Origin of the sequence: Corynebacterium hansenii, from assembly GCF_030408795.1 — a bacterium.
Lineage (GTDB): Bacteria > Actinomycetota > Actinomycetes > Mycobacteriales > Mycobacteriaceae > Corynebacterium > Corynebacterium hansenii.
Genome location: NZ_CP047211.1, coordinates 1,367,943 through 1,383,034 on the forward strand (window position 1 = coordinate 1,367,943; position 15,092 = coordinate 1,383,034).

Here is a 15,092-nt window from a genome sequence, read left to right on the forward strand (position 1 = left end):
CTAAGGTTTTTCTCATGAATTCCGTCTTGATCGCCGTTCTGGTGATGCTCGTCCTCGCGGTATCGCGGGTCCATGTCGTCCTCGCGCTGTTCATCGGCGCACTCGTCGGCGGTCTGCTCGGCGGTCTCGGCTTCGACGGGACGCTCGTGGCGTTCCAGGAAGGGCTCTCCGGCGGCGCGCGCATCGCGCTGAGCTACGCGCTGCTCGGCGCCTTCGCCATGGCCGTCGCCCAGTCGGGGCTGCCGCAGTTGCTGGCCAACAAGATCATCGGCGCGGTCACGGGCAAGGATCCCTCGGAAAACAGCCGGGCGGTGGGCGTGGTCAAGTGGTCGCTGCTCGCGGGCTTCACGCTGATGGCGGTGCTGTCGCAGAACCTCATCCCGGTGCACATCGCGTTCATCCCGCTGATCGTGCCGCCGCTGCTGTACGTGATGAACAAGCTGCGCATCGACCGCCGCGCCGCCGCGTGCGCGCTGACGTTCGGCCTGGTGACCACCTACATGTTCATCCCGCTGGGCTTCGGCTCGATCTTCCTCAACGACATCCTGCTGGCGAACATCGGCAACGCGGGCCTGGACACCCGCGGCATCAACATCCTGCAGGCGATGGGCATCCCGGCGGCCGGCATGTTCGCGGGCCTGCTGGTGGCGGTGTTCGTCACCTACCGCAAGCCGCGCGAGTACGCGGACGTCGAGATGGCCGAGGCGACCGGGACGGGGGCGCCGCGCAAGTCGGGCGCGGGCGACCCGGATGCGGCGGGCGATTCCGCGGCGGTCGGCAGCATCGCGGCGGTGGCGTCGGGGAGCATCGAGAAGCGCAAGATCTACATCGCCCTGGCGGCCATCTTCGTCACGTTCGCCATCCAGGTGTGGATGCAGTCCACCGACTTCGAGGCGGAGTCCCTGCTGATGGGCGCGGTGGCCGGCCTGGCGGTGTTCATGGTCACCGGCGGCGTGAAGTGGCGCCAGGCCGACGACGTCTTCACCGCGGGCATGAAGATGATGGCGCTGATCGGCTTCATCATGATCTCCGCGCAGGGCTTCGCCGCCGTGATGACCAAGACCGGCGACGTGCAGCCGCTGGTCGAGGCGTCGGCCGACATGTTCGCGGGATCGAAGGCCGCGGCGGCGATCGCGATGCTCATCGTCGGGCTCATCGTCACCATGGGCATCGGCTCGTCGTTCTCCACGCTGCCGATCATCACCGCCATCTACGTGCCGCTGTGCACGGCGATGGGCTTCTCGCCGCTGGCGACGGTGGCCATCATCGGCACGGCCGGCGCGCTGGGCGACGCCGGTTCGCCGGCGTCGGACTCCACGCTGGGTCCGACGTCGGGCCTCAACGCCGACGGCCAGCACGATCACATCCGCGATTCCGTGATCCCGACGTTCCTGCACTTCAACCTGCCGCTGCTCGCGGCAGGCTGGATCGCCGCGATGGTTCTGTAGGTTCCGTTCCCGGCGTCACCGCCTGCTTTGCGACGGCGCTTGGGCCCGGGCTCCGTCCGGATCGGGGCAACTGGCGGCGCAGGTCGACGAGTTCGATGGGTTGACCGAGGTCGATGCCGGCGAATTCGACTTGCGGCCGCGTTCGGACATCCACGCCTTTGATTTCCGAACCGGCGGCAACGTCGTCGGCCTCTGCCTGGCGGAGGACGGCAAGGTTTCGTGCTTGGGCAAGCCCGATGCGTCGGCTCCGGATGCGACGAAGTCCCTGCCGGGGCGACCGAATGGCATCGAGTTGACCGGGGGTGCGGTCGAATTCGTCAACTACGACTTCACCGGCGGCATCCCGCCGGAAAAGGAACTGGTCGCCGGCCAGAAGGTCTCGTTCGGATCCGTCACTTGCGGCATGGTCGATGACTCGACCTTGAAGTGCCGGGACGAGGGTGCGTGGTTCAGCGTCACCGGCGCGGACCGCTCGATCGAGACCGGAGATGCCGGGAAGACCGGTGGTCTCGAGAAGAAGCCGGCGGCCTCGACCGCCGAAAAGGCGGCCGATGGTCGGGCGAAAGAAGTGCGCCCCGACCAGTACAAGTACGGCGATGGCGGGTATGCGTTCTTGCTCGAGGATGGCAAAACGGCGTGCGTGATCGCTCCCGAAAGCTCCCCGCTGAGCGGCGTCGGATGCTACGTCGAGCTTTCCTCGCCTCCCCGTGACCCGCAAAACCACGTGCCGGTCTCGCTGTTCGAAATGACTCTCGCGGGCGATGCCGGGCTCACGACGGACCTGCATCCGATTGATCGGAGGGGAATGAAGACGCTGAAGTTCGGTCGGCGCATCAACGCGCATGGCTTCAGTCGCACGGCACTGGGCGGGGCCGATTTCGCGTGTGAGGCGGGCGGAACGAAGGTCGTGTTCAAGGACGGGAAGACTCCGAACAGCCCGGTGGTCCCCGGCGGCGCCGGTTCCGTTGGCGAGGCCTCGTCCGCGAGCACCGGCGCGTTGGAGAGCAAGGTGAAGGGCCCCGGCGGGATGTGAGGTCAGGTGACACTCTTGGGAAGTGACCCTTCGACAAATTCCAACATGCGCACCATCGGAGACTGGACGTGTGTCATCCAAAACCCCATCGCGTACCAGCGGTATGGGTTTGAAATCACCTGTGGTGCCGGTGTGGATCGAGCGGTTGATGTTCGGGGTTAGCGCCTCTTTTCGGATCGCGCAGTTCGAAAACCCTTACGTGTGGTGCGGTCGTCGTTTTCGCTTTCCACTCAGGTAGGGGGCAGCTGAGACTCCCGGCGCGGGTCTGATCACTGAGGTTAGGGCTAAAGTTGACCTGGGAGCCTGCGCCGGTCAGGTCGCTAACCGCGACGAGCTCTCTCGAACCCCACCGAGCTGGCCTTCTGTCGCGTGGGCTCGGCTCAGGGTGGTTTCCATGATTCGGAAATGGCGGGTGGGTGGTGGGGGCCGTAAACGAGATTCTCAACGAGAGTGTCGAGGACACCCCCGATTGCCGATGACACAATCGGTTACGGGGGCAAACCTAGTTTCAGGACGAGGCCTCAGCCTTGACTTCGGCCTTTGACACGGTGGGCTTGTCGCGCTTCGCCGGGACGTGGACTCCCCACACGATCGCATCGTGGCCTTGGGCGGAGATTGGAGCGTGCGGCGAATTCAACGAGATCTGCACGCCAACTTCACCCTTTCTGAAATCCGGAGGAGACCAACGGATCCTGCCGTGCTTGCGATACATTTCGGCAACGTCATCCTCTTCCCGGTCGTCGAAAAACGTCAACAGGATCGCTCCGCGGGTGTGCCTGGCAGCGCTGTCGAGTTCGAACGGCTCGGCAGTGGGATCAACCCGGAATGACGTCGGGTGCGTGTCAAACTCTCGGCGCTTCTTGTCTGACAGATGACCCCAATCTTCGTTCCGTGGGTAGGTGGCTGGTAATCCAGCGGCGACGCTTTCCAGGGCGTAGCTATGCTTGCGATCTGAACCGATGATGTCATTGCGTCCCGTGCCCGTGCGGCGGGCACGACGGAGGATTGGAACCCTGAACTTTACACCGGGCAGATCAATGCCTGGAGTTGACTTCGACTTGGGATTGGCAACGATTACCGCTGTTTCCGTGAATCGAGAATCCGGACCGTCACCGTCGGGGTCGAGGCCCATCAGATCCTTCAGATACTGAAGTCGCGGGGCCACTACGTTGTTGTAGTAGTTTCCTCGTTCGTCATCTTCATCGTCGTACCAATACGCCTGTTCCAGGCGATCGACGAGCTCTCGGGAGCTAACGACTGCGGTATATGAAGGGGTATAGCCCGCTGTAACCTTTATTCCGTCGCCGGCCCGGGAGTTTTCATAGCGGACAAAAGCAAGATCATGGGTTTCGTTCTTCATCCCGGAAATCAACGGAATTGCGAAGTTCTCGATGTTCGCCCGTTTGTGGTCGATCGCATCCTTTGCCGGAACCTGGTTGAAATCAGTGATGTTCGGGGCGGACGCGGTTGACTTGATGTAGGCATTGAACATCTTGTTCGCACTGGTTGGGCTGAGGTCCGGCAGAGATTGGCGAACCAGGATCGGCAGGTCGCGCGGGGTGACCTCGGCTCGGCCATCCTTGTCCAGCTGCGCGTACGCCTTCAGCATGGTGCGGAAGTGGTTCTCATCGGCCATTGAGGCCTCGAACATATCAACCAGCGTCGGCGGCGCGTAGAGGCGAACCAGATCTTGGTAGCCCTTGCGGAAACCGAACCAGCGTCCGGTTTGCATGAGCGTGTCTGCACTGCCCGCACGGCGACGGAAATAGCTAACCGTCAGGCCTTCCACCGTGTAGCCGCGGGAAAGCTTGGTGCCGCCGACGAGCACCTTCCACACCGATGATCGCTCGAAGTCGACTTCATCGCCCCCGACAGAATTGACCTGGAGAATTGGCGGCTCGGACGAGTAACCCATCATCATCTGTACCGCTTCGGTGATGTGGTTGGTGAATACGTCGGGCTTCAGGTCCTCGAAAGTCGCCGGCACCGGAGCACCGTCAGCGTATTTTTTGACGTCCATCACCGGCTTAAGATTCTTGTCGAAAAGTTCGCGAAGTTCTTTGTCGCGGCCGCCTTCGGCGTAATTGGACTGTTCCCACAAGGTTTTCAAAAGCGCCCATGCTTCTTCGTGGGTCGCAGTGTCGACGGCCTCGTGAATCAACATCGTGTGGTGGGCGAAACGCAGGGACGAGTTCTTCTCGCGGTATTTCTTCACGGCACCCGTGAGCACGAACATGTCCAGGGCTTCCTGGATTTCTTCGCGTCTCACTTCTTCGAAGACCGGATCTGGCTCGTCGTTGCTTGAGGTCGGAGACTCCGCGATATCCCGGATGAATGCCATGCTGCGGGAATTTTCGACGGTCGGTTCAGGATCATCTTCGAAACGTTCGTGGCGGTCATGGAACCAAGCCGCCCCTCGGTATGCGGGCGGCTCAGACAGCATCAGTGCAAAGTCACGTGGATACAGGTCTTCGGGATCATCCGGATTAACGAAGACATTCGCAAAGGGAGTGGCCGTGTAGCCCACATATTGGGACCGGGGAAAGAACTTGAGCAGGTCGATGATCTGCCGGTTGACTGCCGTGCGTTCGACCTCCTCCTTGGAGGACTTCTTCGGTTTGATGGTGTTAATCGATGCCTGGTCGGATTCATCGTCGATGATCAACACCGACAGATCCTGAACGATGGTCGGATCCAATCGCTTCAGGTCTGAATTCAACTTACCCAGTACCTTGGAGTTCTTCTTGACCACTGCCACATAGGTGCGGCTATGCAGCAAATTGTCCGGGTTGTTGAAGGGAAGTGCGCGGTTGTGCAGCACTACATCTAGGTTGGAGGCGCCGGTGCTGCCGACGTAGTCTTGGTGCGATGTCGTCAAACGGCGAATCTTCGGGTAACCAGCAGAGCCCAACGCTCCGCCGTGCTTGACGAATCCCCTGCGCTCGGTGTCCCAATCAAGGTCCCAATCGCTGTCATCGTCAAAGTATGACTCGGCTTTTAAGTCGAAGGCAGTAAGGTCTTCTTCGTTGCGGCCGTCGAGGATCGCTTCTTTGCCGAACAGCTCCATGTCCAGACGGCGCTGAGTTTGGGTACGCAGGATATCCAGAGTGCCGGCCAGGACGACGACAAAGCGATAGCCGGCGTCAATTGCCTTTGCGATCACCGCAGTGAAGTTCGCGGTTTTGCCGCTCTGAACGTAGCCGACGACGAGTCCACGTTTTCCACCACGTGGCGGCCCGAGGGGATCGTCGAGGCGCCGAATCACCTCCGTTGCCTGGTTTCCCACGGTAGTGATGGAATCGGCTCCCCAACCCTTGCCCTTGAGCACCTCCTCGTAGATGGTCCAGTAGTTTGCGTTGGCGGTGCGCCGCTCGCCCTTGTACCAATCGACGAAGTCCTTGTCGATGACCGTGGTCCGCTCCTTGACGGGCAGACGGGTTGCAAGGTCTTCCGTGAGGTCTGTGAGCCCAAGCCGTTTGATAATCCATTCACGGCGGTCGTGCGTTCCAGGTTCAGTGTCGGTTTTCGGCTTAATCGCGGCGCCATCGGCAGCCTCAGCGGCCATGATGAAGCTGATCAATGGCGCGATATCTGCATCAGTTCCGCATTTCACGTAATTCTGCAAGTCTTTGAAGCTGTAATCCTCGTCAAGCTGAAGATTAATATTGTCGAAGAGGGTAATGGTCAGCACAATGCGCCGCGTTTGCAATACGGTATCGATTGCTTCTCGCAGGTCGGTAAAAGTTGACGTGGTCAATCCTTGGTTTGTCATGTGTCAGCTACATTTCCTCTGCGTCGGTAATGAGATTGGTGCCAATAATCAGCGCACGGAGTTCGTCGTCGGTTAGGGTCGGGTACCCATCGGTTCGAATGACGTATTGCACGGAGTCGATGCGGTCATGCATCGGCGCGAAGTCGTCGGTGCTCAGACGGGGGAACTTCCCGTCGACTTTGTAGAACTCGATTGGATTCCGGGGCGTCCAACGGGTGGTGTACGTGTGTTCGTTTTCAGGCACGACACCGGCGAGCTGGAGTCGGCTTTGCAGTGTCCTGAGTGCCTCATCGCTGCCAAGGGAGGCTCGCAGTTCGTTGATGATTTCCTTGAGTGTTTCGCCGGCCTCACTGGTGCGGGTGAGCTGCACGGAGGCTAATGCCAGTGCCTTGCCTTCGGTTGCCACGAGTTGGGTGATGGAAGAGATGAGGTGGCGGCGGCTTTCCTTTGCGGTGGTCTTCACTTCGATGTCGCCGGCACCGAAAGCAAAATCGTGTTCCTCCTTGTGTGGGCCCAGCCACGCCTCGACGGCTTGATCAAACGTCGCGATGCCCCGGTCGACGAGTGCTCGCAGGAGCAGGATTTCGCCGACCAGGCCCAACTCGTTACCGGTTGATCCCATGGAGCTGCCGAGCAGCAGCGACTTGAAGGCTCGTATCGACTGGTAGATTGCCGCGGACGGTTCTACGGACTGCTCTTGAATCTGTTCCGCCACGCTGCGCAGGAAGAAGTAGCCGGCCTCGACGGTGGACACGTCCACGTTCACCGTTATTACGGTGGCCGAATCGTCGGCGGTTAGGCCGGTCAGGCGACGGGAGACGTTGACATGCCGCAGGCCTGTGTCAATTGCTCCGTCAAGTTGGTGCTGCCGCAGCACCAGATTCATTTGCTTGACGGTGGGGAAGAGCTCGAGGACGAAATTGTGAGATCCCTGGAGAGAAAATGTGACGTTATCGCCCCTTTTCCAGGTGTCGACGATTACTGAAGCGGGAAAGTAGTTCGTCCCATGGGGGTGTGTTTTCATCTCGGTGATGCCTGCCTCTTCTGCGCTTGGCGGAGTGTTCGGGTTTTTCGGTCGCTGTTGGGTTTGTGCGCATAGCCGAATCGTGTTCGGCCGCCGCCTCTTGTTCAGCGGCGTCGGCCTCCGTTTCCCTGGCTCGGAGGGCTTCGAGTTCGAGCTGTGCCGCGGTGGTCAATGTGGCCTGCCACAATTCAAGGTTATCCGCCGTCCTGGACCCCACTCGTTCGCTATCGAACGCACTATTGAAAAGGTGGTACAAAAGGGCTTTGACCAGTGGTGCGTCGTTCAGCCTTCCCCGGTCGGGACTGAACAAGATCCGGTACTGATTGTTCAGTGTGAGGCAGCTGTCGGGCAGATCGAAGTCGAAGAAGTTATCGTCGTCGATATGCCCCCAGCGGATGTCCATGGCCGGTCGGTTCTTGAAAGTGACTTCTTCGCGAATTACTTTTCGCAGGTCACGTTCGAAGCCTTTGCCCGGTTCCACCAACGGATGCCGCTTATTGGTGCGCCGGTTGGCCGCCTTTTGCGCGTCGATGCCATCGGCGATGCATGTTTCGAGGGTGACGGAAGGATCGTCGGGGTCACGGAGGGTATCCAGGTATTTGTGGAAGGGTTCCTTCGGAAGGACGGATCCCTTTTGAGCGCTGATCGTGAGGTAGTTCTCGATCATCCGTGGATCATCGAGTTCGATGCGGATAAGTTTCTGGGAACGACTGTTGGTCCTGGTACGGATCCACCCTCCGATGGTGATCAGGCGATCGCGGTCGTAGACGAAGAAGCCCTGATGTCCGAAGTCGTCGGATTGTCCGAGTTCGAAGTCCTTGGATTTTGACGGAGGCCAGATGTGGACGCGCAGCATTGGTCCATTCGGGTCATCTGCCGGCACCAAGGTTCGGGGATATCCGGGGACGCCGGGCCGCTTGTATCCGAAGGGATTGAAGGGCTCGGGCGACAACGTCAGGTTCGGGGCTGCGGCCCCGCGGGCGTGAGTGAATGTAGCGATGCGCAACTTCTTTGATTCGAGGAACCGGTGGTACCGAATGCCGAGGTGCACACGCGTCTTGGCCGTCAACCGGCTCAAGAAGCCCGCGGCCTTCTCATGGTCTTCGCCCGTGTAGACGTGCAACAGCTTGTCCCAGAGAATGCTTGTACCAGTGGGGGCGTCGAGCAGTTCCTCGCGTACAGTCGCCACCTCCTCGGCTGCTTCGTCGCTGAGGATGCCGACGTTGAAGCTGTTGCGCATCATTACGCGCCCGGACGTCGCGCCGTTCTCGTCGGTGCTGACGACCGTGGCCGAATAGGCGTTGGAGAGGGAAGCTTCCTTGAAGCCGACACCGTAGCGGCCGATTGTTTCGCCGCTCCGGGGGACGTGGGCGCCGATGCGCATCATTTCGTTGATGTGTTCGGGGGAGATGCCGACGCCGTTGTCGTGGACGGTGATGCCGACGACACGTCTGTTGTCGGTGTGGAACACGATGGCGATGCGGTCGGCGCCGGCGTCGATGCTGTTGTCGATGAGTTCGTCGAGGCCGGTGTAGATGTCGTGGTTGCTGGACAGCGCCGAGTGGATGTTCTCGGAGGGTGGGACGTTGATGTAGTCAACGATGCCCTCGGTGGGCTCAGGCAGGGTCACTTCTGACGGAGTCCTTCCACGATTCGAACGGTGTCGACGGCCACGCGAGTGACCTTCCCGATGAGGTCAACGATGTACTGCGGGTTGCCGACTTCGTCGCACCAGTCGTTGGGGTCGTTGACGATGCCCGACGCCTTATCCTTTTTCACCTGGTAGCGGTCGATGATCCATGCCAGCGCGGAGCGTGCGCCGAGCATGTATTCGTCGGCCCTCGCCGGGATACCGCTGATGGTGACCTTGGAGTTGTAGATGATTTCGGTCCGGTCATCTTCAAGCCTTTTCGTGTCGGGGTTGCGCGTGCGCTTCCACCTGAGCTTGGTTACGCGCCAGGTCTCCCGGTCGTCGGGGTCAGCATTTTGCTTGACGACGACCTGAAGTGGATACGGTTCGACCTTTTCATAGTTGATATGCAGCTCGATTAGCTCTCGTCCGGCGGCGGAAAACTGATCGAAGCGAGCACGTGATTGCGGCGTTTCGATGTGCGGCAGCATCTTCTTCAAGTCGGGAGCGTACTGCTCGCAGTAGTCGGGGGCGTGGAGCTGGCCGTAGACGAAGTAGAAGATGTCGTCCTTCGTCACATCCTCGCCAAGAGCATCCCGGTAGATGTGGTGGATGTCATCAGTGATGTTGTCCACCCTGCGGTAACCGTCGATGACCTCGCCGGCCGTACCCGGCGTCCCGTCCCACGCGTCGCTCGACGACCCCAGATTCAGCTCACCTTCGGGAGCTTCGACCGGTTCCCATATCCAGCGGGGGAAGAACTGGCCGCCTGAGCCGGCTCCCGTCACATGGAGGTTGGGAAGCATATTGGTTGCGATCACAGAGAAGGGGACGGCAGAACCACTGCCGACTTGATAGAAGCCGACGTTGTCATGCTTCGGCGTGGGGAACATCGACGGCAGCTGATAAACCATGTCATTGAGCTGGCGGTCAAAGTAAACTGCCAAGCCGGTGAATGGACGGTAAAGCGACCGCACCATTCGGCCACCGTCGAAGTCAATGGCATGGTTCCGTGCAAGCGACGTTTTCAGGCTGCGGTTCCACGAGATCTTCGTCGTGTCGGCGAACTTGGGATATGTCCGCAGGAATTCGTTGACGTCGGATTCCTTCAGTGTTGAGTCGCCAGGAGACTCCGCCCATTCCTGAAATGCAACCTGGGCCTGGGTGTACGTTTCGATTAGGCGCGTCATATTGTCGACAATCTGCGAGCTCGTCGGCGCGTAACACCATGCGTCTCTGGCGGTTGAAAGCCCACGAGAGTAGTTGGTGAAGAAGGAGACCGCCTGGGCTTCCTTCTTTTCGCCCAGTCGTGGCCAGGTCTCGAACTCCTCGCTGCGCTGATTCACCCAGTCACCGTGGGTGTTCGGGGTGATCGACTGCCACTCGACGTTGCCAATGGTCGAGGCGTTGACGATGCGTAGCTTGTCCTTGGTGGTCAGGTAGTCGCCGATGTCACGGTAGTGGATCGTGCAGGGGGAGCTGTCGCCTTCAGGCCGTTTGACTCCGATGGTGATGGCCACGGTGGCCCTGCTGCCGCTGCCGAAGACCTTGCCGCCCTCCTGGCGGGACTGTTCTCCGGCTGTGCGTTGATTGCCGCGCAGGTTGTAGACGTACAGGTGCGAGAAGTCCTCGGCGAAGCTCAGCCGGACGCCATCGCCGCTGTTACCGTCGATCCAGCCGCCGTTGGACACGAACGCGACGATGCCGTCGTCGATCACTTGGTCAGTGGCCCAACGGAAGGCTCGGAAATACGAGTCGTACAGGCTGTTCTTGTTCGTGGCGGTCGACTTCGCGGCGTAGGTTTCCTCGATCCGGCGATCCAGGGTCGGGTACTTCACATTGGCATTGAGGTCGTTCGCACTGGTCTGGCCCACCGAATACGGTGGGTTACCGATGATGACGTGAATCGGAGCCTTCTTTTGTTTTTCGATTCGTTCATTGTTGTTGGTGAAGATCTCCAGGTCGAGCTCGTCGTCGTCCTCGTACACCTGGAAGGTATCCGCCAGGGCGATGCCGACGAACGGCTGATACTCCGGTGCTTCGCGTTCCTCGCGAGTCGCGCGCTCGGATTCCAGCGCGTGGAATGTCGTCTCGATATTGACTGCGGCGACGTAATAGGCAAGCAGCATGATCTCCGTCGCGTGGAGTTCGCCGGCGTACTTGCGCGCCAAGTCCTCCGGCTTAATTAGGCCGGACTGCAGGAGACGCACCATGAACGTGCCGGTTCCGGTGAATGGGTCGAGGATATGCACGCCCTCGTCCGTCAGACCTCGGCCGAAGTGCGCCTTCGATACGTCGTCGGCGGCCCGGAGGATGAAGTCGACGATTTCCACCGGCGTGTACACGATGCCAAGGGCCTCCGACTGTTTGCGGAAGGCCTTGCGGAAGAACCGCTCGTACAGCTCTTTAATCACGTCTTGCTTGCCCGCCGCGCTGGTGACCGCCGCGGCGCGCACGCGTACGGAGCGGTAGAACTTCTCCAGCTTGTGGGTTTCGGCATCCAGCTCGCTGTCATCGAGCGCATTGACCATGCGCTGCATCACCCGGGACACCGGGTTGTGCAAGGCGAAGTCATGCTCTGCGAACAGGGCATCAAACACCGGTGCCGTAATCAGGTGCTGCGACAGCATGCTGATCGCATCATCCGGTGAAATGGAGTCGTTCAGGTTTCGCCGAAGCCCGTCGACGAAACGATCGAACTCGGCTCGCACGTGCTCATCAGCAGCGTCCAACAGCACCCTGATTCGCGCGATCTGCGCCGCGGCAATGTCGGCGACATCATCGGCCCAGTCTTCCCAATACGTGCGGTCGCCGACCTTTTCCACGATCCGGGTGTAAATGGCCTCCTGCCATTCCTCCAGGGAAAACAGGGCCGCCTGGAAGCCGCGCTCGGCGCGTTCCCGCTGCGACTCGGTCTCCGATCCGTCGCCGGTGCCGACGAAGTCGACTTCGAGCTTCTTCTTCAGCTCCGCGTTCGAGTCGAACGGCTGCGTGCCCAAAACCCCGGCTGCCGTGCCGTCCGCGGCTTTTCCGGGGGGCTGCTTCGCATTGAGCGCCGCGGAATTGACCATCGCATTAAACCGGTCGTCGTGAGCGCGCAAAGCATTTAGCACCTGCCAGACCACCTTGAAGCGGCGATTGTCAGACAGCGCGTGGGACGGCTTGACTCCGGCGGGAACGCCCACTGGCAAAATGATGTAGCCGTACTGCTTATCCGCCGACTTCCTCATCACCCGGCCAACCGACTGCACCACGTCGACGACGCTGTTGCGCGGATTGAGGAACAACACGGCATCAAGAGCCGGTACATCGACGCCCTCCGACAGACAACGTGCGTTGGTCAGTATGCGGCACTCGTTTTCCGGAACCGGCGCCTTCAACCACGCCAGCTTTTCGCCGCGGGTCAGCGCATTCATGCCGCCGTCGACATGCTGGGCGGACACGCGCAGATCCAGGTTACGGGTGCTCAGGTCCTCGTTTTGTGAAGCCTTCTCCCGCAGGGATTCGGCGAAGTTCTCGGTGACGAAGGGGAAAGCCTCGGTGAAATGCTCCGAGCTCTTGATGTCCCGGGCAAACGCCACCGCCCGTTTCATCGGTACCTCGGTGGACTCGAAACTTTCCGTGCCGTCCTGATCCCGTCCCGACCGCTTGGCCAGCCCATTCCAACAGCCGATGATCTTGGAGGTGTTATCCAAGGTCAACATGCCGTCGGAATCCCGGAGGCTTCGTTGGGTGGTCTCCGCCGCGACGTCCTCGTCGACGGCCAGAACCAAAACTTTGTAGTCGGTCAGCAGGCCCTTCTCCACGGCCTCGCCGAACCCCAAGCGATGAAACTCCGGGCCAAATATGGCTTCATCGTCCATCGAGGAGACCTCCGCGGAAAACTCCGCCGCCTTGTCCTTTACTTTGTCGTCGAAAAGCCGGGGGGTGGCGGTCATGTACAGGCGCTTGGCGGCTTGGATATATGTTTCGTCATGCACACGGGTGAAGTGGCTGGGGTCCTCGCCGGCCATCGTGATGCCCGTCGTGCGGTGCGCTTCGTCGCAGATGACCAAGTCGAATGCAGGCGCACCACATTTCTGCGCCGCATGGACAGTCGGCAGCGACTGGTAGGTGCTGAAGACGACCTGCAGGCCAGCTGCGCGTTTGCCGCCCTCGCTCATCTTGTCGGCGAGCTTCTTGCCATCGGTCGTCACCGGGATCTCCAGGTCGTAGGCCGAAATGTCCTCGGCTGCACGCGACACCTTCGTATCGGAGCACACCGCAAACGGCCACAGATCGAGCACGGCATTGGCCGTCCACTCACGCAGGGTCTGGCTCAGCAAAGAAATCGATGGCACGCAAAAAAGCACGCGCACGCGGCCGGGCGTGCCGATCGGGGTGACGTTTGCTTCGGCGAACTGCTCGGCGAGTTTCAGCGCGGTAAAGGTCTTGCCGGTGCCGCACGCCATGATCAGCTTGCCGCGGTCATGGGCGACGAAGCCCTCGATGGTGCGGTCGATCGCCTCTTGCTGGTGCGGTTGCGGCGTGAATATCTTCCGCTTCGCCAACTCAAAACGCGGTTCGATATCCGAACCTGGGTAGACGATGTCCCAGTCGAGAGGGGCATCCGCGATGTCGGCGAGCCCAAATCGCTGCACCGGAATCGCCTGCTCCGCAAGAGACGCTTCGGCGTTTTTGCCCCAGCGGTCTGTCGTCGACACGATGATCCGGTTGGTGAAGTGCTCGATGCCTTAGGGAGTTCGGAAACCGCGGCCCGATTCCGTGAAAAAGCTGTCCAAGTCCCGCTTGGACAAATAATGCGTCGGCTCGTAAAACTTGCACTGGATTGCCGTCCATGTCCGGGTGTCTCGATTTCGTGCGACCAGGTCGATGCCGGCATCAGAGCGGTTGTCGCGGTAGTCCCAGTCCGCCCACCGGCACACGGTGTCGTACTCCTGGCTGAGAATCGGGTGCACCTGGAAATACCGCACCATCAACTTCTCGAATGCCGTCCCGCGCTCCGAATTCGTCGGAAACTGGCGGAGGGCAGACAACACATCATTGACCGTCGACATGACATCTATCATGCCCAAACACGCTTGCCGTCAACGTCATGGGGTGTCCGTGCGTGCGGCGGGCCCAATACAGCTTCGGCGACCGTTGACGCGCCGGGCGGGCGGGGCAATGCTGGTGGGGAAGGTCCGAACGCCCCGAAGGAGCCGCCATGTCCGCCAGCAACGCGCCCGACCGCCGACCCCGAACGATCATCCTCGACTGCGATCCCGGCCACGACGACGCCGTGGCCATCCTCCTGGCCGCCGGCGACCCGGCGATCGACCTGAAGGGGATCACGACCATCGGCGGCAACCAGACGCTCGAAAAGGTCACCCGCAACGCCCGCACCGTCCTGACCATCGCCGGAATCGCCGACGTTCCCGTCTACGCCGGCTGCACGCGCCCCCTCGTCCGCGAGGGCGTCGTCGCCGCGGAGGTCCACGGGGACTCCGGCATGGACGTGCACGGTTACGCCCTGCCCGAGCCGACGGTGCCGCTTGACGACGTCCATGCGGTCGACTTCATCATCGACACGATCATGTCCGAGCCGCCCGGGACGGTGACGCTGGTGCCCACGGGGCCGCTGACGAACATCGCCATGGCCGCGCGCAAGGAACCCGCCATCGTTGACCGCGTCGCCGAAGTGGTGCTCATGGGCGGCGGCTACCACGAGGGCAACAAGACCGCCGTCGCCGAATTCAACATCTGCGTCGACCCCGAAGCCGCGCACATCGTCTTCAATGAGCGTTGGCCGCTGACCATGGTCGGCCTGGACCTCACGCACCAGGCGCTGGCGACGCCCGAGGTGGAGGAGCGGATCAAGGCCATCGGCTCCGACACCGCTGACTTCGTGGTCGGCCTGATCGGGTTCTTCCGCGAGGCGTACCGCGAGAACCAGGGGTTCGACGACCCGCCGGTGCATGATCCGTGCGCCGTGGCGTACCTCATCGACCCCGCGGTGGTGTCCACGCAAAAGGTGCCGCTGGACGTCGAGCTCTGCGGCGCACTGACCACGGGCATGACCGTGGCCGACTTCCGGCCGCCGATCCCGGAGGATTGCACAACCCAGGTGGCGGTGAAGCTCGACCACGGGAAGTTCTGGGACATGGTCGAGGCCGCGATCCGGGCGGTGCCCGGCCGCTGACGAC

The 15,092-nt window shown here is 61.1% G+C and carries 5 protein-coding genes and 3 pseudogenes; 4 read left to right on the forward strand and 4 right to left on the reverse strand.

Features of this window, described 5'->3' with window-relative positions; genetic code table 11:
- Positions 1–44: 44 nt before the first annotated feature.
- The 3 genes and pseudogenes from CHAN_RS13740 to CHAN_RS06065 all read left to right on the forward strand — a co-directional run.
- Positions 45–212, forward strand: a pseudogene (locus CHAN_RS13740) (transporter permease); the annotation flags it as partial.
- A gap of 141 nt (positions 213–353) precedes the next feature.
- Positions 354–1,448 (forward strand): annotated as a pseudogene (locus tag CHAN_RS06060) (Na+/H+ antiporter NhaC family protein); the annotation flags it as partial.
- A 100-nt stretch (positions 1,449–1,548) separates the two neighbouring features.
- Positions 1,549–2,481, forward strand: coding sequence for a hypothetical protein (locus CHAN_RS06065; protein WP_290292885.1), 933 nt, complete (start codon positions 1,549–1,551; stop codon positions 2,479–2,481).
- Between the two features lie 508 nt (positions 2,482–2,989).
- Here CHAN_RS06065 and CHAN_RS06070 read toward each other — a convergent pair.
- The 4 genes and pseudogenes from CHAN_RS06070 to CHAN_RS06085 form a co-directional block, all read right to left on the reverse strand.
- The gene (locus CHAN_RS06070; RefSeq protein WP_290292887.1) at positions 2,990–6,253 is read right to left on the reverse strand and encodes a Z1 domain-containing protein; all 3,264 of its coding nucleotides are present in this window, start codon (positions 6,251–6,253) and stop codon (positions 2,990–2,992) included.
- Between the two features lie 7 nt (positions 6,254–6,260).
- Positions 6,261–7,139, reverse strand: a complete 879-nt coding sequence (locus CHAN_RS06075) for a PD-(D/E)XK motif protein (RefSeq protein WP_290292891.1) — start codon at positions 7,137–7,139, stop codon at positions 6,261–6,263.
- A gap of 64 nt (positions 7,140–7,203) precedes the next feature.
- Complete coding sequence (locus tag CHAN_RS06080; RefSeq protein WP_290292894.1) at positions 7,204–8,907, reverse strand: ATP-binding protein; 1,704 nt, start codon at positions 8,905–8,907, stop codon at positions 7,204–7,206.
- A pseudogene (locus CHAN_RS06085) lies at positions 8,904–13,964 on the reverse strand (DEAD/DEAH box helicase). Before CHAN_RS06085 ends, CHAN_RS06080 begins: the two are co-directional and overlap by 4 nt.
- Before the next feature lie 149 nt (positions 13,965–14,113).
- Here CHAN_RS06085 and uriH point away from each other — a divergent pair.
- Entirely contained in the window at positions 14,114–15,088 is a 975-nt protein-coding gene (gene uriH / locus CHAN_RS06090) for a uridine-preferring nucleoside hydrolase UriH (RefSeq protein WP_290292897.1), read from the forward strand.
- Positions 15,089–15,092: the final 4 nt, after the last annotated feature.